Source organism: Geothrix sp., from assembly GCF_049292215.1.
Taxonomy (GTDB): Bacteria; Acidobacteriota; Holophagae; order Holophagales; family Holophagaceae; genus Geothrix.
On the sequence record NZ_JBATQW010000068.1, the window covers coordinates 31,628 to 51,029 of the forward strand.

Sequence of the window (19,402 nt, forward strand, 5' to 3'; positions counted from 1 at the left end):
CCGACAGGCGGGGGGCTTCCGGGCCCCGCGACATTGATGCAGAAAAACACATCAATGGTAGCCCGGGCCGGGGCCGCCGCAAGGGCGGGTGGTGGCTACTGGGCCTTGGCCTTGGCTAGGACCTTCTGGCGCAGCTCCTGGAACTCCGCGTCGCTGATGAGGCCATCCTTCTTCAGCTTCTCCAGCTTCTCCAGCTCCGTCCGCAGGTCGAAGGCCGGGGGGGCGGACGCCGCAGGCTGGGCGATGGCGGGGGCGGCAGGGACCGCCTTGGGTGCCTCGGCGCGCAGCGTCGAGCGTCCGGCCTTCAGGTCCTCCGGGGTGCCCACAGCTTCCACCTTGCCGTCCACGAAGCGCACGAACTGCGAGCGGCTGTTGATCTTGATGGCGCCGTAGCGCTCGTAGGCCTCGTATTCGTGCAGCTCGGTGGTGAGGTTGACCTCGGTGACGCGCTTGGGGCTCCCCACCCGCTCGATGACCTCCTTCTTGGTCATGCCAACCCGCAGCTTGGTGACATCCAGGTCAGGCTTGGTGCAGCCCAGGGACAGGAGGGCGGGCAGTAGGAACAGGGCGGCGGCTCGGCGCATGGGGATCTCCTGGTGGGGCTGAAATCAGAGGGTGGGCCAAGGCCCCTTCTCATATGGTGGCCGGAATTCAGGGTAGGCGCCTGGCTGGCCAAAACCATAGTCTCGGTCATGGGCTGGGGTCTGCCGTCCTGGGGCTCGAGGCGCCGTGCTACCTCGCGGTCTTGAAGGCGGGCTTGCTCGGGGCGTTGGCCACGGCCTGGCCCAGGTCGAAGGTGAACTGGGCCTGCTGCACCATGCCGCGCAGGTCCCAGGTGGAGTCGTACTCATCCGTGACCTGGTGGTAGCGCTTGCCATAGGCGGAAGCCTTGGCCTTGAGGGCGGGCAGGTCGGTGCCGAGGTAGTCGCGGCCGCCGCCCACGGAGAGGGCGGGCACGCCAGCCTGCACGAAGCTGTAGTGGTCCGAGCGGAAGTAGCCGCCGCCGGTGTCGGGCCGCGTGGGGGCCACCGTCAGGTTCGAAGACTTGGCCACGGCCTCGGCCACCTCGCCCAGGGTGCTGCGCTCCCGGAAGGGCAGGCCGATGTCCCGGGTGGGGGCCACGAAGTTGAGGCTGTCCAGGTTGAGGTCCGCCGCGGTCTTCGCCAGGGGCCAGAGTGGCGCCTCGGCGTAGGCCCGGGAGCCCAGCAGGCCCTGCTCCTCGGCGCACACGAAGAGGAACATCTGGCTGCGCTTCGCCGGGGCGTGGCGGGCCGCCTGGGCCATGGCCAGCAGGGCCGCGCAGCCCGAGGCGTTGTCGACAGCCCCGTTGTAGATGGTGTCGCCCTCGTGGCCCGGCTCGGCCTGCGGGGGGTGGGCGTCCACGGCCAGGCCCGGGCCCTTGCCCAGGTGGTCCCAGTGGGCGCTGTAGATCACGAGCTCGTCCTTCAGGACGGGATCCGTGCCCGGCACCACGCCCGCCACGTTGAACTGCGCCACGCTGCGGACCTCGCTGTGCAGGGTGCCCTTCAACTGCAGGTCCAGCGCCACGGGCCGGAAGGCGCGGCCCTGGGCCTTGGCCCGAAGGGCGTCCAGGTCCTGTCCACCCTGCTTCACCAGGGCCTTGGCCACCTCCTCGGTGACCCAGCACTGCAGCCCGGTGCCGCGGGGCCCCGCGGCCAGGGAGAAGCGCTCCGCCTCCCAGCTGGGCCGCACCACGGCCCAGCCGTAGGTGGCCGACGGCGTGGTGTGGACCAGCACCACGCCCGCGGCGCCGTGCTGCGCGGCCATCTCGAACTTCTTCGTCCAGCGGCCGTAGGCGCTCAGGTTGGCGCCCTCGAAGAGGCCTGGCTCCTCGGGGGTGGGGGCGGGCTCGTTCACCAGCATGAGCAGCACCTTGCCCTGCAGGTCCAGGCCCTTGTAGTCGTCCCAGCGCCATTCGGGCGCGTCGATGCCGAAGCCCACGAAGACCATGGGCGCGTCGAAGGTCTGCTCGGCCTGGGCGAGGCCCGATCCGAAGACGATCTCGCTGCCGAACTTGGGCGTGGCGCAGGCCCCGCCGCCCAGGAAGCTCAGGGTGCTGCGCCCGGGCAGGGTCTTCAGGCCCAGCAGGGCCACCGGCTGGCGGTACGAGGCGCCGTTGCCAGGTCGCAGGCCCAGGCTCTGGAGCTGGGTCTCCAGGTAGCGCACCGTGAGCTCCGCGCCACGCTGTCCCGTGCCGCGACCCTCCAGCAGGTCATCGGCCAAGAAGGCCAGGTGGGCGCGCAGGGGCCCCTCCTGCACCTTGGGTGCGGTGGGCACCTGGGCCAGAAGGCTGGAAGCGGCCAGGATGGGCAGCAGAAAACGCATGAAGGCTCCCGGGGGAGCCTTCAGCATACCTCGTGAGTTGGTGCTTAGATCTGGCTGGCGCTGGCGGGGATGGTGACGCCGGCGACGCCGGCCACCTTGGCATTGGCCAGGAGCTTGCCACCGGTGCCCGCGCCCAGGCCCAGCACGGCACCCTGGCGGACGCCCGCCTCGGTGGTGGCCACGGTGGGGACCTTGGCGGCGGCCATGCGCTGGATGAGGAAGGCGGCGCCCCCTGTGCCGTCGCCGGCCACCTTGTCGCCGGCCACGAGCACCACGGCGTCGGGGTGGCGGGTGCCCAGGGTGCTGAGGGCCTTGCCCATGTCCTGCTGGCCCTTCACGTCCACCACGATGAGCTTCATGCCGGGCATGGCCCCGGCGATGGCGTCGATGGCGCCCTTGTGGGTGGTGGAATCACAGACCACGGCCACGGTGCCGACCGAGGGCCAGGCGCTGCGCACGGCTTTGCCGAGGGCGTCGTATTCGCCGGCGGCCAGGGTGGTGGTCATCAGGGCGGCGGCGGACAGAAGGGTCACAAGCTTCATGGTTCAATCTCCTTGGGGCCAGCCGGACGCACGCCGGACCGGGCACATGAAGGACTCATCGACCCCTCCCCCCGTGCCTTTACTGAAAGTCAGGAAATGGGGCCGGATTTGAGTGCGATCCGCAGACCACCCCCGATCAGTGGGGCGGGCGGTAAACCTAGGCGGGGGGTGGTCTATCCCCGGCCGCTATCCTCCGGCAATGGTTTTTCCGGCATTGAGCCATCGAAGTGGACCTAGGCGGAGCGGCCCCCGCCCAGCTGGTACTGTACAGCGCCCAGCAGGGCTACGGGGGCTGTGACGGCCCGGAGGATGCTGCGGCCAAGGCTCACAGGCTGCCAGCCGGCGGTGCAAAGGGCCGTGAATTCGTCCTCCGTGATGCCGCCTTCGGGACCGCTGGTGAAGGCCAGGGGCTCACGGCGCCAGGGGGGGTTGGCCTGGCCCGTGGCCAGCTCGTAGGCCACCCACTTCTGGGGGGCCTCCCAGGTGAGCAGGGCGGCGAAGGGAACGGGGGGCCTGAGCTCCGGCAGCCGGCTGCGGTGGCTCTGTTCGCAGGCGGACTGGATGAGGCGCGCCCAGCGCTCCATTCGGGCGGCGGTCTTGGCGGCGTCGAACTCGCTACGCCGGTAGGCCACGGGCTGGATGAGCGTGACCCCCAGCTCCACCAGGGGCGGCAGCCACTCGTCGAAGAGGCTCAGCTGCGCGGGCAGGGGCAGGCAGGCCTGGAGGGCCACGGGGGGCTCCCGGACTTCGTGTAGGGGCGCCACCAGCCGCGCCAAGGCCCGGTCCCGGTCCAGCTCGGCCAGGTCCGCCGTCCAGGTCTGCCCGCCCAGCACCAGCTCCAGGGCGGCACCGGGCTTTAGGCGCAGGGCCTTGAGGTGGCGGGCGGCCTCGGCGTCGAGGGGCACGAGGGCGTTCTCGGCGGCGGGCAGCGGCGCCAGGAAGAAGCGGGGCAGGCTCATGGGGACATGATGAGGGATTCCCCCGGCTCCGTGTGGGGCCGTGGTGAGGCAGGCTGCGACACGGCCCAAGGGACGGTGGGGCAAGGTTCCACGTGACATCGCTTCAACCCTTTCCGATGCCTTGGGGTCAGAAGGGATGCCCATTTGGCACGGGCCGTGAAACAGACACCAGCGGGGCCGTCGCCCCCCCCACCCAAAGGAACCGCCATGAACCTCCGCCGCCTTTCCGCCGCCCTGATCGGATCCCTCGTCGCGGGCGTCGCCCTTTTCGCGCAGGCCCCCCAGCCCGGTACCCAGACCGTGACCCCCAGGCGCGAAGCCCGCGCGGAGAAGCGCGCCGAGAAGCAGCAGCAGCGCATCGCCAAGGGCGTGGCCAGCGGCCAGCTCACCCCGAAGGAGACCGCCCGCCTGGAGCGCCAGGAGGGGAGGATCAACAAGGACATCGCGAAGGCCGAGGCCGACGGCAAGATCACGAAGAAGGAAGCCACCAAGATCGAGGCCGAGCAGAACCGCGAGAGCCGCCGCATCAAGCGCCAGAAGCACGACGCCCAGACCCGCAAGTAGGAGGCGATCCAGGTGAAGGGAGGGGGCCAAGATGGCCCCCTCCTCGCGTACGGCAGCAGGCCACTGGGTAACCCAGGTAAGCTGGGGAGTCTGGAGGATTCTTGGTCGACGCCCTGCTCCAAGCCGCGCCCTGGTGGGCCTGGGCTGGTTTTCACGCCTTCGTGTTCCTGATGCTGGCTCTGGATCTGGGCGTGTTCAACCGCCGGGTCCACGCTCCCTCCGTGCGCGAGGCGGCCATCTGGAGCGCCGTGTGGATCACCCTGGCGCTGATCTTCAACGGCCTCATCTGGCACGCGGAGGGCACCCAGAAGGGCCTGGAGTGGTTCACGGGTTACGTGCTGGAGAAGTCCCTCAGCGTGGACAACCTCTTCGTGTTCGTGCTGGTCTTCCGCAGCTTCCAGGTGGACCTGCGCCACCAGCACCGGGTGCTGTTCTGGGGCGTGCTGGGCGCGCTGATCATGCGTGCCGCGATGATCCTGGCGGGCACGGCCCTGCTGAACCGCTTCGAGTGGATGATGTACGTGTTCGGGGGCTTCCTGGTCTACACGGGGCTGAAGATGCTGCTGGTGGCCGAGGAGGATGCGGATCCCACGCAGTATCCGCTGGTGCGGGCCTTCCGCCGCCTTGTGCCCTACGACGAGAGCGGAGGCCACGAGCGCTTCTGGGTGATCCGCGAAGGCAAGCGCTTCGCCACGCCCATGCTGCTGGTGCTCATCACCATCGAGGTGACGGACCTGGTGTTCGCCGTGGATTCCATTCCCGCGGTGCTGGCGGTGAGCCGCGATCCCTTCGTGGTCTACACCTCGAACATCTTCGCGATCCTGGGCCTGCGCAGCCTCTACTTCCTGCTGGCCAAGATGATGGACCGCTTCCACCGCCTGAAGACCGGCCTGGCCGTGGTACTGGCCTTCGTGGGCGTGAAGATGTGCATCGCCCAGTGGTTGCATATCCCCGTGCAGATCAGCCTGCTGGTCATCGCGGCGGTGCTGGCGGGCAGTGTCGTGGCCAGTCTGGCTTGGCCCGCTGAGCAGGACGGGGCGGAGTGATGGAGGTCTGGCGCCACGAGCTGGAGGAGGCTCCGGCCGCCGGCCCCTTCGTGGTGACCCTGGGCACCTTCGATGGCGTCCACGCGGGACACCGGGAGCTGCTACAGATCGCGGCGGGCCGCGCCCGGCTGCTGGGCCACCGGGCGGCAGTGGTGACCTTCGACCCCCACCCCACCCTGGTGGTGGCGCCCCAGCGCAAGCCGAAGCTGCTCATGACGCTCGAGCAGCGGTTGGCGGCCTTCGAGGCGGCGGGCATGGACCTGGCCTGGGTGATCCCCTTCAGCCGCACCTTCTCGGAGCTGAGTCCGGAGGCCTTCCTGGACCGGATCCAAAGCATCCTCGCGCCGGTGGAACTGCACGTGGGCCGTGCCTTCTGCTTCGGCCGTGACCGCAGCGGCACCGTCGAGACCTTGGAGGCCTGGGGCTCCACCCATGGCTGCGCGGTGCGCACCCTGGCCCTGCGGGCCCCGGATGGCGGCCGCCTCTCCAGCACGCGCATCCGCGAAGCCCTCGACGAGGGCGATGCAGAGGCGGCGACGGCCCTGCTGGGCCACCCCTACACCCTCACCGGCGTGGTGGTAGAGGGTGATCGCCGGGGCCGCCACCTGGGCTTCCCCACGGCGAACTTGGCCTGGGAGCAGGAGCAGCTTCCCGCCTTCGGCGTCTATGTCACCGAAGTGGCCCTGCCCCACCAGGGCGGGACGCGCCTGGGGCTCACGAATGTGGGCGAAAAACCCACCTTCGAGGGCCGCCGCCTCACGGTGGAAACCCACCTGCCGGGCTTTGATGGCGACCTCTACGGCACCCAGCTGACCGTGCGCTTCCTCCACCGCATTCGCGGCGAGGTGAAGTTCGCCTCGGTGGACGAACTGAGGGTACAGATCGCCCGGGACGTGGCCGAGGGCAAGGCCTGGTGGAAGGCCAACCTAGAATAGTGGCGAATAGGCGACGGGCCCAGGTCCCTAGCTGGCGGCGTCCACGCGCCAGCGGGTGAGCGGACGCTCGGCCAGGTCCCAGACCTGGAGCCCCAGGGGCAGGCGGGACACGCTCAGGCGCTGCCGGATCTCGGCCTTGGCCGCATCCAGGCTGTCAGCCTCGATGGGGCCATATTCCATGAAGTAGCCGCTGAACTTGTAACCAAACCTGCGAGAAGGGGTCGACATGGGGGCTCCATCTATCCCGTTTACCCAGTATTCGTTTTTAATTCGCTTTTGTCAAGACCTGGGGCGAATTTTTTGTGGCTCCGGCTGTCCCGCCCTGATCCAGTGTCTGGTCGGGGGTTGGACAGGGACTGTCGAAGGCGCGCTTAGCGGAGGTGGATGACCACCTGCCCGCGGAGCGGGGGCAACAGGGGCCTGGGCAGGGGCAGGCCGAGCACGAGGCGGTCGTCGCCACAGTCGTGGCGGCCGTAGGCGCGGCGGCGCTCCCAGCGCTCATCCCGGCGGTCGTCCCAACGTCGGTCGTCCCAGTGCCGGGCCTCCCAGCGGGGATAGGGGGCGCAATAGGGGCGCTCGACCACCACGACCCGGCGGGGGCCGCGCCCATGCCCGTGGGCGGCAAGGGGCAGCGTCGCGAGGATCGCGAGGGCAAGCAGGACCAGGCTTCGCATGGGACCTCCTCCATGGGGCGGGAAGGTGCGAGCCCCATGCAAGTTAGGAGTTCACGAGCCGTGCCAAGGTTGGAACATCAACAAAAACAATGATTTGAATCAGTGGCCAAGACTGGCCAGACGCGAACTGCAACGCGACGGCGCCATCCTGTGGCAAGAGGCGCCACCAGCTTCGCTAGCGCTCCCGCCGGTCGCCCACCACTCCCGCGGGCACCCCGGCCACGATGGCCCAGTCCGGCACGTCCTTCGTCACCACGGCGCCCATGGCCACCACGGCGTGGTCGCCGATGCTGACGCCATCGGTGACGCCGGCATTGGCGCCGATCCACACGTCGCGACCGATGCGGATGCCGCGGGAGCGCACCGGCTGCTCCCTGATGTCGCGGTCGGCCTTCAGGCCGTGGTCGAAGGCATAGATCGCCGCGCCGCTGGCGATGCGCGTGCCATCCCCAATGACGAGCCCCTTGCGGCCGCCGTCCAGGCGGGCCCCGGCGTTCACGCTCACGTCGTTCCCTAATAGGAGCGGCCCGTGCAGGAAGGCCTGCGCGGCGATGGCGCAGCGGTCGCCGATCACCACGGCCCGACCCGGCTCACCGAAGATGGCGGCGTCCGGCGCGAGGAAGCAGCCCGTGCCGAGCTGGACGGTCTCCTGGGCCAGGAGCCGCGCCTGTACCTCCGCCTGCCAAGCATCCGCCCAGGCACGATGACGCGCCTTGAGCGCGAAGTAGAGCCAGGGCATCCAGGCGAGACGCCGCTTGTGCTGTTCCCGCAGGGCCTCCGGATCGCGCATGGCACCAGGGTAGCGGTACGACCCGCGCCGGAAGACTACTTCAGCGCGGCCTCGATGGCGGCCTTCAGCTCCGCGCTGTCCGGGGCCACCTTGCTGCTGAAGGCCTGGAGCACCTGTCCGTCCTTGCCGACCAGGTACTTGTGGAAGTTCCAGGCGGGCTCGCCGTGCTTGGCGGTGAGGAACTGGTAGAGCGGTGCCTGCTTCGCGCCCTTCACGTCGAGCTTCTCGAAGAGGGGGAAGGTCACGCCGTAGGTCTTCTGGCAGAAGCTCGCGATCTGGGTGGAGGTGCCGGGCTCCTGGCCCCCGAACTGGTTGCAGGGGAAGCCCAGTACCACCAAGCCGCGATCCTTCTGCGCCGAATAAAGCTTCTGGAGGCCCGCGTACTGGGGCGTGTAGCCGCACTCGCTGGCCACATTGACGACGAGGACGACCTTGCCCTGGTAGGCGCCCAGGGACTGGGGCTTGCCGTCCAGGGTGTTGAGGGAGATGTCGTGCAGGGACATGGGGGCCTTCCTTTCGGCGGCGGGCAGGGCCAGGGTGGCGAGCAGGGCGAGACACAGGGCAGGGCGCATGGGGACTCCGGGTGATCCTTGGGTGCCGGCGACAGCACCGCCGTTCCAGGACAGGCCGCCGGCCCTGGCCGCCGGATGGGCGGTCACGGGAACCCGTCCGGCGACCCCCGCCCCGGATGCCCCAGCCCCGGTCATGCTGGAGGGCATGCGAATCGGTTCCCTCCAGCAACACTTCCGGTCGCGCCTGCGGAAGCGGACGCCCTGGGTGATCGTGCTGCTCTTCGCGGCGCTCTTTGCGGGCCTGCAGTTCCTGGTGGTGCCCATGGCCACCCAGCTGCGCCACCCTGGCGCACTGGCCAATTCCCTGGTCATGCCGTTCCTGGTGTCCTTCTCCTACGGATTCCTGGCGCCCCTGCCCTGGCGCTGGAGCGGGGATGACCGCTCCCGGCCGGGGTTCGGGCGGGGCCTGGCCCAGGCTGTGGCCTGCAATGCCCTGCTGATCTTCCTCCTCGTGGCCATCAGCTGGTTCCTGGTGCGGAACGCCAACCTGAAAGTGGAGGCCATGGGGCTGGCCCCAGGCGTCAACGGCAGCTTCAAGGGGGTGCTGGTGCTGAACCTCCTCGTGGGGCTGCCCATGATGACCATCCTGGGGGCGATCATCTCCTTCTCGGTGATCTCGGAAGAGGAGAAGGCCGCCGCCGAGTCCCGGCTGGAGGAGGCCCAGTGGGTGCTGCTCCGGGGTCAGCTCAGCCCCCATGTCCTCTTCAACTCCCTGAATGGCCTGGCGGAACTGGTGCGGCAGGATCCGGTGGCCGCCGAGCAGGCCATCCTCGATCTCTCCGAGCTTTACCGGGCCCTGCTGCGCCATGGCGACCGGGCCCGGGCCCCCCTGGCCGATGAGCGTTCCCTGGTGCAGCGGTTCCTGGCAGTGGAGGGCCTGCGGCTGGGCGACCGCCTGCTGGTGCAGTGGGACTGGGATGCAGGGCTCGACTTGGTGGAGACCCCGCCCTTTCTGATTCAGCCCCTGGTGGAAAATGCCCTGAAACATGGCATCGCCCCCCATCCCGAAGGCGGCACCCTGGCGATCTCCATGCGCCGCCACAATGGGGGCCTGATCCTTCGGGTCTCGAACACAGGCCGTGCCCTGGGCCTGGTGCCGGGCGCGGGGGTGGGCTTGTCGAACCTGGAGGCGCGGCTGCGCCTGGCCTACGGCCCCGGTGCCGCCCTGCACCTGCGCAGCGAGGGCCCCCGCACCGTGGCCACCGTGGAGCTGCCCAGCCTGGAGATGCGCCGATGAAGATCCTGCGGGTGGCCCTGGCCGACGACGAGCCCCTGGCGCGAACGCGGCTGGCGCGGCTGCTGCGGGAGGCTGGCTGCGACGTGAAAGCGGAGCTGGCGGATGGCCCGTCGGTGCTGGCCTGGCTGCAGGAACCCCGGGAGGTCGATGCCCTATTCCTAGACATCCAGATGCCGGGAGCCACGGGCCTGGAAGTGGCCGCCGAGCTGGGGGACTGCCGCCACTGCCCGCCAGTGGTCTTCGTCACGGCCCACTCGGAGCACGCCGTGCAGGCTTTCGAAGCCGCCGCCGTGGACTACATCATGAAGCCCATCTCCGCCGAGCGGCTGGCCAAGACCCTGGCCCGCCTGCGGGAGGGCGGGCTGCGCCGCAGCGAGGCCCCGGCCGTCCTCCCCCAGCGCTTCCCGGTGAAGGCCGGGGAGGGCCATGTCTTCCTGGACCTGAAGCGCACCACCCACTTCGAGGTGGAGGAGGAGGTGGTGTGGGCATGGGCCGCCGGCAGCCGCCACCGCACTTCCTGGACCACCCTGGCCGAGGTGGAGGCCGCCTTCCCCGGGGCCGGTCTTCTCCGCATCCAGCGGCACCTGCTCCTGCGGCCTGAAGCGGTGTTGGGCCTGCGCCCCCTGGAGGGTGGCCGGGCCTCGGTGCGCGTGGCGGAGGGGCTGGATCTGGAGGTCAGCCGCAGCGTCACGCCCAGGATCAAGGAGCTGCTGGGGCTCTGAGGGGCGTAGGATCGTGAGAGGAGCCGTGGTCGTCCCCCATGTCCGAACCGATCCAGATCCATTCGAAGGGCGGCACCTCCAGCACGGCCGGGGCGCTGAGGGTGGTCCTCCTCTACGCGGGGTTCTCCGGCCTCTGGATCCTCCTGTCGGACCGGGCCGTGGAGGCCCTGATCCAGGACCCGGCGGCCATGACCCTGGTGAGCATCCTCAAGGGCTGGTTCTTCGTGGCCGTCACCGCGACCATGCTCTTCGTCATGGTCCGGCGCCTGGTGGAGAAGGTGGCCAGCCGCGAGGCCCGGCTCCAGTCCCTGCTCCGCACCATTCCCGACCTGGTCTGGCTGAAGGACCCCGAGGGCGTCTACCTCGGCTGCAACCGCGCCTTCGAGCGCTTCTTCGGGGCGAAGGAGGCCGACATCCTGGGCAAGACCGACCACGAATTCGTGTCCCGGGAACAGGCCGACTTCTTCCGCCAGAAGGACCGGGAGGTCATCGCCGCGGGGGAGACCCGGGTGAACGAGGAGTGGGTCACCCTGGCCAAGTCGGGCCATAAGGTCCTTCTGGAGACCCTCAAGACTCCCATGTACGACGCCGAGGGCCGCCTGACCGGTGTGCTGGGCATCGGCCGGGACATCACCGAGCACCACCGCCTGGTCGCCGAGCAGGGCCGCCTCGAGGCCCAGCTTCAGCAGGCGCAGAAGATGGAGCTGGTGGGCCGGTTCGCGGGGGGCGTCGCCCACGACTACAACAACATGCTGGGCGTCATCCTCGCCAACGCCGACCTGGCCCTGTATCACCTGCCCCAGGTCCACCCCGAGCGGAAGTTCCTGGAGGAGATCCAGCGGGCGGCCCGCCATTCCGCGAACCTCACCCACCAGCTGCTGGCCTTCGCTCGCCGCCAGCCGGTGGAGCCGTGCCTGCTGGACCTGAACACCTCCGTGGCGGGCATGAAGGGGGTCCTGGGTCGGCTGGTGGGGCCTGAGGTCCAGCTGGTGTGGACCGCGGCGCCGACCCTCTGGGAGATCCGGATGGATCCCACCCAGCTGGACCAGGTGCTGACCAACCTCGTGGTGAATGCCCGGGATGCCATCACCGGGAGCGGCCGGATCGAAGTGGCCACGGCCAACCGGACCCTGGAGGCAGCGGACTGCGCCGTCCTGGTGGAAGCTCGTCCCGGCGACCATGTCTGCCTGAGCGTCTCGGACAGCGGCTGTGGCATGGCCCGGGAACTGACGGAGCAGATCTTCGAGCCCTTCTTCACCACCAAGCAGACGGGCCGGGGGACGGGGCTGGGCCTGGCCACCGTGCACGGCATCGTGAAGCAGAACCATGGGGTCATCCAGGTGGACAGCGAGCCCGGGAAGGGCACCACCTTCAGGATCTATCTCCCGAGGGCTACTTCCGCAGCTTGAGCAGGTCCAGGACGATCACGAGGGCCATGAGGGAGGCCAGCAGCAGGAAGCCGCCGGTGAGGATCCTCTCCTTCAGCTCGATGGTGAGGTCCTTGCGGCGCAGCTTCTCGTAGGTGAGCAGGGCCATGTGGCCGCCGTCCAGGGCGGGGATGGGCAGGGCGTTGAGAATGGCCAGCTGCAGGCTGATGGCTCCGCACATAAAGAGGAAGACATCCCAGCCGGACTTCGCGGCCCGGCTGCCCTGGCGGATGATGCCGATGGGGCCGGCCACCTCGGCGCTCTTGGCCTGGAAGGTGACCAGCTTCTTCAGGAAGCCGAAGACCTGGCCGCTCATGCGCCAGGAGGTGGTCAGGGCGTAGCGGCCACCCTCCAGGAAATCGCCGGGGCGGTAGGCGCGCCGCTCGAGGGGCGTGGCCATGGGCAGGGGCATGAAGCCGAGGCGGCCCTTGCCGCCATCCAGGCGAGGCGTGAGGGGCAGCTCCAGGGGCTTGCCTTCCCGGGTGATGCGGAACGGCACGGCCTGGCCGGGATGGGCCTGGATGTAGGCCACGGCAGCCTCCCATTCCGAACCCGGAAAGCTCAGGTCCCCGATGCCGCGCAGCTCGTCGCCGACCTTGAGGCCACCCTGGTCGGCGGCGCCGCCGGGGATGACCTCGATGACGGTCCAGGAGTCCTGCACCTTGGTGACCCGGGCCTGGTCGGCCCCCACGAAGGTGAAGAGGACCAGGGTGGTGGCCAGGTTGGCGAGGATGCCGCCGCTGTAGAACAGCATCCGCTTGCCGTAGGGCTGCTTGAGGAAGCCGTAGGGGTCGTCCGCGCCAGGCTCCTCGGGGTTGAAGCCCGCCAGCTTCACATAGCCGCCCAAGGGCAGGGCCGAGAGCCGCACGTCCGTTTCCCGCCACGTGAAGCCGAAGAGCCGCGGGCCGAAGCCCAGGGAGAAGACCTCCACGGGCATGCCCATATACTTGGCGGCGAGGAAGTGGCCGCCTTCGTGGAGGAAGACCAGGCCACCCAGCATGAGGATGGGGCCCCAGAATCCGGCGCCGGGCATCTTGATCGCGAAGGCGAGCACGGCCACCAACGCCACACAGAAGGAAAAGGAGAGGGGAAGACGGCGCATGGACATCCGGAAGGATCAGGCCCGGGCTTGGACCCAACCTTCAGCATGACGCCTTGCGGCCCCGTCCGCACCCAGCACTTCTTCGAGGGACCCCGCCGGGACGGCGGGTATCCGGGCAAGGGTCTCGCGGTTGCAGGCCTGGATGTCCCAGAATCGCAGCCGGCCTTGGAGGAAAGCGGCCACGGCCACCTCGTTGGCGGCGTTCAGAAGGGCCGGGGCGGTGCCGCCCGCCTGGAGCGCCTCGAAGGCTAGGCCCAGGCAGGGGAAGCGGTCCAGGTCCGGGGGTTCGAAAGTCCAGGCACGGGCCTCGTCCCAGGCATAGGGCGCCACGGGGCCCGGCTGCTTGTCCGGGTAAAGGAGGCAGTACTGGATTGGCAGCTTCATGTCGTTGGCGCAGACCTGCAGCTGGTAGCTGCCGTCGTGGAAGCCCACCATGGCGTGGACCTGGCTCTGGGGATGAACGGTGACGGCCACCTGGTCGGGTCGGAGGCCGAACAGCACCGAGGCCTCGATGACTTCGAGCCCCTTGTTCATGAGGGTCGCGCTGTCGATGGTGATCTTCGGGCCCATTTTCCAGGTGGGGTGGTTCAGGGCCTGGGCCACGGTGGCGGCCTGGATGCGGGCCAGGGGCCAGTCCCGGAAGGGCCCGCCGCTGGCGGTGATGCGGACTTCGCGGATGGTGGAGGAGTCCCGGTCGGTCAGCAGCTGATGCAGGGCGGCGTGCTCGCTGTCCACGGGGAGCAGCTCCCCGCCTCCGGCCAGGGCGGCCTCGTGCATCAGGGCCCCGCCCACCACCAGGGATTCCTTGTTGGCCACGCAGACCCGGCGGCCGGCCCGGAGGGCTGCTTCGGTGCTGGCCAGCCCGGCGCTGCCCACCACGGCGGCGACCACGGTGTCGGCCTCGGCGTGAAGTGCACAGGCCAGGAGCCCCTCGTCCCCCCAGTGGACCTCAGGCTGGTAGGGCAGGCTGGACTTCAGCCAGAGCGCATCCTCCCGGGTGCCCACGGAGACGCAGCGGGGCCGGAAGGCCTCGCACTGGGCCTTCAGCAGGTCCCGGTTCCGGCCTGCCGCCAGTGCCACCACCGCCAGTCGCTCCGGGTGGGCCTTGACCACATCCAAGGTGGAGGTGCCGATGCTCCCGGTGGAGCCGAGGAGGGCGAGGCGCCGCACCTAGTTGAACCCGTGGACGAAGTGCACGTAGGCATAGAGTACCGGAGCGGCAAAGACCAGGCTGTCGACGCGGTCCAGCATGCCGCCATGGCCCGGGATGGAGACGCCGCCGGCGTTGGAGTCCTTCACGCCGGCACTGCGCTTCCAGGTGCTCTCCACCAGGTCGCCCAGCTGCCCGGCGGTTCCCAGCAGCAGGGCCAGGGCCACCACATCCACCAGGCTCCACTCAGGACAGACCGTGACCTTCATCAGAAGAGCGCCGAGCAGGTTGCCCCCCAGGTTGCCGAAGGCGCCCTCCCAGGTCTTCTTCGGGCTGACGTGCGGGGCCAGCTTCCTGCGGCCGAAGAAGCTGCCCACGAAGTAGGCGGCCGTGTCCCCGAACCACGTGATGATGAAGAGGGACAGGATCAGCCGGCTGCCGGTCCTGGGCAGGGTGCCCTGCAGCATGAACAGCTTCAGCTGGAGGCCGAGGCCCAGGCCCAGGTAGAGGGCCCCGAGCCAGGTGATGGCCTGGCTCGGCAGGGACTCCTCCAGCTTGGGGTCGAAAAAGAGGGCCCCGAAGTGGATCACGAAGGCACCGAAGCCGAGCACCATCCAGAGGGGCAGGGGGTCCTGACGACCGGTGGCCAGGAAGAAGTGACCGAGAAAGCCCCAGGCCACCAGGACGCCCGCCACGAGCGAGGGGTTGAAGCCCCGGGCCCGACCCATGAGGGTCATCTCGCGCATGCCCATGACGATGGCGCCAGCCATGACCGCCAGGTAGGTCCAGGGGGCCCAGGGCTGATCCCCGAACCAGAGGAGGCTGAAGAAGAAGACGCCGAAGACCAGGGCCGTGGTCACGCGGACGGTCATGTTCTTGGTGTCCACCTTGGGCGTGGTGCGTTCCATCAGATCCCCCCGAAACGCCGTTCGCGCTGGGCATAGTCCTCAAGCGCCACCTGCAGCTCCCCGGAGCCGAAGTCCGGCCAGAGGAGGTCGGTCATGTAGAGCTCGGCGTAGGCGGACTGCCAGAGCAGGAAGTTGGAGATGCGGTGCTCACCACTGGTCCGGATGAGGAGGTCCACGTCGGGCACTCCGGCGGTCCACAGGCGGGCGGACAACGCGTCTTCGTTGATCTCCCCAGGCCGGAGCCCATCTTCCACGCAGCGCCGGGCAGCCTGGGCCAGCTCCAGCCGGGAACCATAGTTCACCGCCAGATGGAAGACCATGCCCGTGTTGTGGGCCGTGGCCTCCTCCAGGGTGCGCATGTCGGCCAGGATGCCTGCGGGCATGCCCTCCGTGGCACCCAGGTGGTGGAAACGGATGCCCTTCTGGGCCAACTGATGGAGGAACATGCGCAGGTACATGCGCAGGAGGGCCATGAGGGCCCCGACCTCCAAGGGCGGGCGCTTCCAGTTCTCGGTGGAGAAGGCGTACAGGCTGAGGTGCTGGACACCGGCGTCGGAGGCGGCCTCGAGGATGCGCTCCACCGTCTGGACCCCAGCCTTGTGCCCCTTGATCCGGGGCCAGCCCCGCTGGGCCGCCCAGCGGCCGTTGCCATCCATAATGATTGCGACATGGGCCGGGACGGTCATCGCGCTGGGAACCTCTGAGATGGGGAAAGTTCATGCTAGCACGGGGCTTGCCGTTGAATCGGAGAGGCGCCTTGTGCCCCGGCCCACCGTGGTAGGCTGAATTCCACTATTTTCCTGGCGAACCCATGGTTCAGTTCAACACCCGTGCCAATGAGATCCTGCTCAAGCTGGTCTATTACGGGCCGGGCCTATCGGGCAAGACGACCAACCTGCAGTCCCTGCACGCCATGTGCTCGGACCAGCAGCGTGGTGAGATGTTCTCCGTCAACACCCAGGAGGACCGCACCCTCTTCTTCGATCTGCTGCCCATCAACTTGGGCTACATCTACGGCAATGCGATCCACCTGCAGATCTACACGGTGCCGGGCCAGGTGCAGTACGACGCCAGCCGACGGGTGGTGCTGGGCGGGGCCGACGGAGTGGTGTTCGTGGCGGACTCCAGCGAAGCCAAGATGCAGGACAACGTGGACTCGCTGTCGAACCTGTACCACAACCTCAACGCGAACCGCCTGAACATCAAGCAGATCCCCTTCGTCATCCAGTACAACAAGCGCGACCTGCCGGACGCCATGGCCGTGGGCGTCATGAACCGGAGGTTGAACTTCCGCAGCGTGCCCTACTTCGAATCCGTGGCCAACCGGGGCACCGGCGTGCTGGACACCTTCCTGTCCATCACCCGCGAGACCGTGGGCTACACCTTCAAGAAGTATCACCTGGACAAGAAGATCAAGGACTTCGACGAGATGCTGAACCTCATCGAGTCCAACGTGCGCTCCAGCATGCGGGAGCTCCCGCCGCCCCAGGAGGCGCCCCTGGCTCCCGCCGTGGAGTCCACGGTCCTGCGCCACAGCAATGTCAGCGTGGCGGATCTGGTTCCAGGCAAGGTCGCCGATGCCCAGGAACTGCTGGAGGACGCCCTCAAGTCGAACATGGAGACGGCGCGGCTCTATTCCGAGCTGAAGCAGGCCAAGGACACCCTCGAGAAGAAGAACGAGGAGCTGAGCCAGCTCTACACCCAGCTGGATCGCGCGAACCAGGACAACCTCAAGACCCGGAAGTACCTGGAAGGCCTGGTACAGAACATCGGCGAGGCGGTCATCTCCTACTCGCCGGACGGGAAGATCCTCACCTGGAACATGGCCGCCGAGCGCATCTTCGGCTATTCCCGCCCGGAAATCGTCGGACGGAACATGGCCCAGCTCACCCCGGACAACCTGCTGGGCGAACTGGAGCAGGTGGCGCAGCAGATCGGGCGCGGGCAGGTCATCCGGGACATGGTCACCACCCGGCTGCGCAAGGGGGGCGTCGCCTTCCGGGCCCACATCACCTATGCACCGGTTCGTGGCAACGACGACCGGGTGCTGGCCTATTCGGCCCTCGTCCGTGACATGAGCGAACAGCAGGAGCTGCAGGATCAGCTCGTGCACTCGCAGAAGCACGAGGCCCTGGGCCGCCTGGTCCCATCGCTGTTCCATGAAGTGGCCAACCGCCTCACGCCCGTGCTCCTGGAGTCGCGCCTACTCGCCGAGTCGGCCATGGATCCCCATCAGGCCGAACAGGCTTCCCGGCTGGTGAAGGCCGTGGACTCAATCCAGGTCCTGCTTCAACCCCTGCTGACGGTTCTGAATCCCCCCAGTGCCAGGCCCCTGCCGGCACAGCTGAACCAGCTGGTGCAGGAGTCGGTCTCCCTGGTGGAGGCCAAGGCCCAGCGGCAGGGCGTCACGCTTGAGCTGAGCCTCGACGCGTCCCTGCCCGAGACCTCGGTTGACCCCGGGCTGATGGTCCAGGCGCTCACCAATCTCCTGCTGAACGGCATCCAGGCCATGGCCCTCAGCCCCATCAAGCGCCTGCGGGTCGCGACCCGGAACAATGGTCAGACCCTGCAGGTGGTGTTCCAGGATACGGGCCCGGCCCTTGGCGAGGCCCAGCAGGCAGGGCTGTTCGATGTGGCCACAGCCACCACCACCGAGGCTCTGGGTCTCCCCATCGCAGACATCATCGCCCGCCAGCATGGCGGCCGTGTCAGCTCCCGCAGCCAGGAGGGCCTGGGCAACGCCGTCCTCCTCGAGCTGCCCGTCCTAACGACGCCCACCGCGCCACCGGCTCCCACCTCCTCGGCCCCACCCATGGGACTCAAGGGCGCGCGCGCCCTCGTAGTGGACGATGAGGCCTTCCTCCTGGAGTGCCTCGTGGATGCCCTGGGGGCCTGGGGCCTGGAGGTCGCCTCCAGCACCCGTGGCGACGAAGCCATCCAGTGCCTCGAATCCGGCAGCTTCGACGTGATCGTCTCCGACATCCGGATGCCCGGCCTCTCTGGCATGGACCTGTTCGAGTGGCTCAAGACCAACCGGCCCGCCATGACCCGGCGGATCCTCTACACCACTGGGGATGCCTTCGACGCCAAGACCCGGGAGTTCCTGGAGGCGAGCCAGGTGCCGTACCTGGGTAAACCCTTCGATCTAAAGCAGCTCAAGCAAAGTCTCGAGCGTCTCCTAGAGACTCCGGTCGAGGCGTGAGGTTGTCGCCTGCTGCATAATGAGGGCTTGCACCGCACCCTCACCGAGGAGTCCTTTATGCAGCGACGCTGGGCCATGGCCCTCATCCTGGCCTCTGGCCTCTTGGCCCAGACGCCACCCGCCGAACCGCCGTCCGCACCGGCCCAGGTCCCCGCTCCCGAGGCGAAGCCCGCCGACATGAAACCGGAAGTCCCCGCCGCGCCCAAGCCTGAAGCTGTAAAGCACGCCGAAGTGAAAGTGGCGGAGGCCAAGCCCTTCGATCAGCTCCGCCCCACCCAGCGCAAGCTGGCCTACACCCTGCACCGGGCCGCCCTGGCCACCCATGAGCTGGGCACCTATCGCAGCCACCCCCGGGCCATCGAAGTGCGGGAGACGCTGAAGGCCCTGCTGAACGCCAAGCTCGACATCCCGGAGAAGGCCTCTGCCGTCCTGCCGGCAGCGGAAGCCTACCTCGCGAAGCTGCGCGCCAACCATGGCCTGTATGACGCCGACGGGAAGAAGATTCTCCTCGAAGGCAGCTGGAAGGATCTCCAGGCTGCGGCGCGCGCCGCCGCCAAGACCGGCCCCAAGGGCCTGGAACCCCGGCTGGCCAAGATCAAGGGCCTGCTCCTCGATCCCAAGGTCGATGCCGCTGCGCCCACCTGGGCCGAGCCCGAAGCGCCTGCCAAGGGCAAGAAGGCCAAGGCCGCGAAGGGCCCCAAGTCACCAGAGGGGTTCTCCGAGCAGAAGGCCATCACCGCCCTATGGGTGAAGCGCGCCCAGGCCTGGATCGAGAACACGCCCCAGGAAGTCGAGATCAAGGGCGAGAAAAAGACCCGCCGCTTGCCCGATGCGGCGCAGACGAAGGCCCTCAATGACCTGGCGGCCTGGCTGGACAAGGATGACCTCGACCTGCTGCGCGACCCCGGCTTCGGCTGGCTGGATCTGCGCAGGCTCGGTGCGACGCCCGGCGCGACACTGCTAGCCAAGGCCTCCGACATCGCCGCGGCCAAGGCGCCGGAAGGCGTCGCGGGAGAATTGGCCATGCTGCCCAGTTTCGAACCCGTGGTGGGCGACAGCAAGTTCAGCAAGGGCGAGGAGAAGCGCGGCGTCCTCGTCGAGGTGAAGCAGGGCCCCGCCCCTGCCAGCCTCGGCGATCAGTTTGCGAACTTCGAGAAGCTGGGCCGCAGCCGGGAGATCGACGTCAAATAGGTCCTGCTGGAACCAGACAAGGGGGCGCCGGTGCG

General features: G+C 68.6%; 20 protein-coding genes. 8 read left to right on the top strand and 12 right to left on the bottom strand.

All coding sequences use genetic code 11. The annotated features are described in order from the left end of the window. Nucleotides 1-95: 95 nt before the first annotated feature. The 4 genes from WAS25_RS11190 to WAS25_RS11205 all read right to left on the bottom strand — a co-directional run bounded on the left by WAS25_RS11190 (nucleotide 96) and on the right by WAS25_RS11205 (nucleotide 3,847). Nucleotides 96-584: an SHOCT domain-containing protein gene (locus tag WAS25_RS11190; RefSeq protein ID WP_422312067.1), complete on the bottom strand. Its 489-nt coding sequence runs from the start codon at nucleotides 582-584 to the stop codon at nucleotides 96-98. Between the two features lie 148 nt (nucleotides 585-732). Next, on the bottom strand, nucleotides 733-2,346 hold the full coding sequence (locus WAS25_RS11195; protein ID WP_422312069.1) for a M28 family peptidase: 1,614 nt from the start codon (nucleotides 2,344-2,346) through the stop codon (nucleotides 733-735). 44 nt (nucleotides 2,347-2,390) lie between these two features. Beyond that, entirely contained in the window at nucleotides 2,391-2,888 is a 498-nt protein-coding gene (locus WAS25_RS11200) for a hypothetical protein (RefSeq protein WP_422312071.1), read from the bottom strand. Nucleotides 2,889-3,121: 233 nt separating this feature from the next. After that, nucleotides 3,122-3,847 carry an RsmE family RNA methyltransferase gene (locus WAS25_RS11205; protein WP_422312073.1) on the bottom strand — a complete coding sequence of 242 codons (726 nt, stop codon included), beginning with the start codon at nucleotides 3,845-3,847 and terminating at the stop codon, nucleotides 3,122-3,124. Between the two features lie 207 nt (nucleotides 3,848-4,054). Here WAS25_RS11205 and WAS25_RS11210 point away from each other — a divergent pair, with 207 nt between their 5' ends. From WAS25_RS11210 to WAS25_RS11220, 3 genes are all read left to right on the top strand, one after another. Beyond that, on the top strand, nucleotides 4,055-4,411 hold the full coding sequence (locus tag WAS25_RS11210; RefSeq protein ID WP_422312075.1) for a hypothetical protein: 357 nt from the start codon (nucleotides 4,055-4,057) through the stop codon (nucleotides 4,409-4,411). A gap of 101 nt (nucleotides 4,412-4,512) precedes the next feature. After that, complete coding sequence (locus WAS25_RS11215; protein WP_422312077.1) at nucleotides 4,513-5,457, top strand: TerC family protein; 945 nt, start codon at nucleotides 4,513-4,515, stop codon at nucleotides 5,455-5,457. Next, the gene (locus tag WAS25_RS11220; RefSeq protein WP_422312079.1) at nucleotides 5,457-6,392 is read left to right on the top strand and encodes a bifunctional riboflavin kinase/FAD synthetase; all 936 of its coding nucleotides are present in this window, start codon (nucleotides 5,457-5,459) and stop codon (nucleotides 6,390-6,392) included. Before WAS25_RS11215 ends, WAS25_RS11220 begins: the two co-directional genes overlap by 1 nt. 27 nt (nucleotides 6,393-6,419) lie before the next feature. Here WAS25_RS11220 and WAS25_RS11225 read toward each other — a convergent pair whose 3' ends face one another. From WAS25_RS11225 to WAS25_RS11240, 4 genes are all read right to left on the bottom strand, one after another. Then, nucleotides 6,420-6,620 carry a hypothetical protein gene (locus tag WAS25_RS11225; protein WP_422312081.1) on the bottom strand — a complete coding sequence of 67 codons (201 nt, stop codon included), beginning with the start codon at nucleotides 6,618-6,620 and terminating at the stop codon, nucleotides 6,420-6,422. A gap of 143 nt (nucleotides 6,621-6,763) precedes the next feature. Further along, nucleotides 6,764-7,066 (bottom strand): hypothetical protein, encoded by a 303-nt coding sequence (locus WAS25_RS11230; protein ID WP_422312083.1) that lies wholly within the window; start codon nucleotides 7,064-7,066, stop codon nucleotides 6,764-6,766. Between the two features lie 175 nt (nucleotides 7,067-7,241). Next, nucleotides 7,242-7,856: a DapH/DapD/GlmU-related protein gene (locus WAS25_RS11235; protein WP_422312085.1), complete on the bottom strand. Its 615-nt coding sequence runs from the start codon at nucleotides 7,854-7,856 to the stop codon at nucleotides 7,242-7,244. A 35-nt stretch (nucleotides 7,857-7,891) separates the two neighbouring features. Beyond that, nucleotides 7,892-8,428: a glutathione peroxidase gene (locus WAS25_RS11240; RefSeq protein ID WP_422312087.1), complete on the bottom strand. Its 537-nt coding sequence runs from the start codon at nucleotides 8,426-8,428 to the stop codon at nucleotides 7,892-7,894. Between the two features lie 145 nt (nucleotides 8,429-8,573). Between WAS25_RS11240 and WAS25_RS11245 the strand changes: the two genes are divergently transcribed. From WAS25_RS11245 to WAS25_RS11255, 3 genes are read left to right on the top strand one after another with little or no spacing between them, the layout of a single operon-like run. Continuing rightward, on the top strand, nucleotides 8,574-9,665 hold the full coding sequence (locus tag WAS25_RS11245; RefSeq protein ID WP_422312089.1) for a sensor histidine kinase: 1,092 nt from the start codon (nucleotides 8,574-8,576) through the stop codon (nucleotides 9,663-9,665). Beyond that, entirely contained in the window at nucleotides 9,662-10,387 is a 726-nt protein-coding gene (locus WAS25_RS11250) for a LytR/AlgR family response regulator transcription factor (protein ID WP_422312091.1), read from the top strand. Before WAS25_RS11245 ends, WAS25_RS11250 begins: the two co-directional genes overlap by 4 nt. A gap of 38 nt (nucleotides 10,388-10,425) precedes the next feature. Next, nucleotides 10,426-11,796: a two-component system sensor histidine kinase NtrB gene (locus WAS25_RS11255; protein ID WP_422312093.1), complete on the top strand. Its 1,371-nt coding sequence runs from the start codon at nucleotides 10,426-10,428 to the stop codon at nucleotides 11,794-11,796. Here the strand turns inward: WAS25_RS11255 and WAS25_RS11260 are convergent. From WAS25_RS11260 to uppS, 4 genes are read right to left on the bottom strand one after another with little or no spacing between them, the layout of a single operon-like run. Further along, nucleotides 11,780-12,916, bottom strand: a complete 1,137-nt coding sequence (locus WAS25_RS11260) for a M50 family metallopeptidase (RefSeq protein WP_422312095.1) — start codon at nucleotides 12,914-12,916, stop codon at nucleotides 11,780-11,782. The two genes, WAS25_RS11255 and WAS25_RS11260, sit on opposite strands and share 17 nt — an antisense overlap. A 15-nt stretch (nucleotides 12,917-12,931) precedes the next feature. Next, nucleotides 12,932-14,086 carry a 1-deoxy-D-xylulose-5-phosphate reductoisomerase gene (gene dxr, locus WAS25_RS11265; protein WP_422312097.1) on the bottom strand — a complete coding sequence of 385 codons (1,155 nt, stop codon included), beginning with the start codon at nucleotides 14,084-14,086 and terminating at the stop codon, nucleotides 12,932-12,934. Then, nucleotides 14,087-14,974, bottom strand: coding sequence for a phosphatidate cytidylyltransferase (locus WAS25_RS11270; protein ID WP_422312099.1), 888 nt, complete (start codon nucleotides 14,972-14,974; stop codon nucleotides 14,087-14,089). After that, nucleotides 14,974-15,660, bottom strand: coding sequence for a polyprenyl diphosphate synthase (uppS, locus tag WAS25_RS11275; RefSeq protein WP_422312101.1), 687 nt, complete (start codon nucleotides 15,658-15,660; stop codon nucleotides 14,974-14,976). The genes WAS25_RS11270 and uppS overlap by 1 nt, the downstream gene beginning before the upstream one ends. Before the next feature lie 125 nt (nucleotides 15,661-15,785). On the opposite strand from uppS, the gene WAS25_RS11280 reads away from it, so the two are divergent. Both WAS25_RS11280 and WAS25_RS11285 read left to right on the top strand, forming a co-directional pair. After that, nucleotides 15,786-18,176, top strand: a complete 2,391-nt coding sequence (locus WAS25_RS11280; protein ID WP_422312103.1) for a PAS domain S-box protein — start codon at nucleotides 15,786-15,788, stop codon at nucleotides 18,174-18,176. 57 nt (nucleotides 18,177-18,233) lie between these two features. Then, the gene (locus WAS25_RS11285) at nucleotides 18,234-19,367 is read left to right on the top strand and encodes a hypothetical protein (RefSeq protein WP_422312105.1); all 1,134 of its coding nucleotides are present in this window, start codon (nucleotides 18,234-18,236) and stop codon (nucleotides 19,365-19,367) included. Nucleotides 19,368-19,402: the final 35 nt, after the last annotated feature.

Excerpts from the sequence above, each read along its gene's own strand:
- WAS25_RS11220 (WP_422312079.1), top strand. The coding sequence starts at position 5,457 with ATGGAGGTCTGGCGCCACGAGCTGGAGGAGGCTCCGGCCGCCGGCCCC.
- WAS25_RS11255 (WP_422312093.1), top strand. The coding sequence starts at position 10,426 with ATGTCCGAACCGATCCAGATCCATTCGAAGGGCGGCACCTCCAGCACG.
- WAS25_RS11250 (WP_422312091.1), top strand. The coding sequence starts at position 9,662 with ATGAAGATCCTGCGGGTGGCCCTGGCCGACGACGAGCCCCTGGCGCGA.
- WAS25_RS11195 (WP_422312069.1), bottom strand. The coding sequence starts at position 2,346 with ATGCGTTTTCTGCTGCCCATCCTGGCCGCTTCCAGCCTTCTGGCCCAG.
- WAS25_RS11190 (WP_422312067.1), bottom strand. The coding sequence starts at position 584 with ATGCGCCGAGCCGCCGCCCTGTTCCTACTGCCCGCCCTCCTGTCCCTG.
- WAS25_RS11235 (WP_422312085.1), bottom strand. The coding sequence starts at position 7,856 with ATGCGCGATCCGGAGGCCCTGCGGGAACAGCACAAGCGGCGTCTCGCC.
- WAS25_RS11245 (WP_422312089.1), top strand. The coding sequence starts at position 8,574 with ATGCGAATCGGTTCCCTCCAGCAACACTTCCGGTCGCGCCTGCGGAAG.
- WAS25_RS11285 (WP_422312105.1), top strand. The coding sequence starts at position 18,234 with ATGCAGCGACGCTGGGCCATGGCCCTCATCCTGGCCTCTGGCCTCTTG.
- WAS25_RS11205 (WP_422312073.1), bottom strand. The coding sequence starts at position 3,847 with ATGAGCCTGCCCCGCTTCTTCCTGGCGCCGCTGCCCGCCGCCGAGAAC.
- WAS25_RS11230 (WP_422312083.1), bottom strand. The coding sequence starts at position 7,066 with ATGCGAAGCCTGGTCCTGCTTGCCCTCGCGATCCTCGCGACGCTGCCC.
- WAS25_RS11280 (WP_422312103.1), top strand. The coding sequence starts at position 15,786 with ATGGTTCAGTTCAACACCCGTGCCAATGAGATCCTGCTCAAGCTGGTC.
- WAS25_RS11225 (WP_422312081.1), bottom strand. The coding sequence starts at position 6,620 with ATGTCGACCCCTTCTCGCAGGTTTGGTTACAAGTTCAGCGGCTACTTC.
- WAS25_RS11200 (WP_422312071.1), bottom strand. The coding sequence starts at position 2,888 with ATGAAGCTTGTGACCCTTCTGTCCGCCGCCGCCCTGATGACCACCACC.
- WAS25_RS11240 (WP_422312087.1), bottom strand. The coding sequence starts at position 8,428 with ATGCGCCCTGCCCTGTGTCTCGCCCTGCTCGCCACCCTGGCCCTGCCC.
- WAS25_RS11260 (WP_422312095.1), bottom strand. The coding sequence starts at position 12,916 with ATGCGCCGTCTTCCCCTCTCCTTTTCCTTCTGTGTGGCGTTGGTGGCC.
- WAS25_RS11270 (WP_422312099.1), bottom strand. The coding sequence starts at position 14,974 with ATGGAACGCACCACGCCCAAGGTGGACACCAAGAACATGACCGTCCGC.
- uppS (WP_422312101.1), bottom strand. The coding sequence starts at position 15,660 with ATGACCGTCCCGGCCCATGTCGCAATCATTATGGATGGCAACGGCCGC.
- WAS25_RS11210 (WP_422312075.1), top strand. The coding sequence starts at position 4,055 with ATGAACCTCCGCCGCCTTTCCGCCGCCCTGATCGGATCCCTCGTCGCG.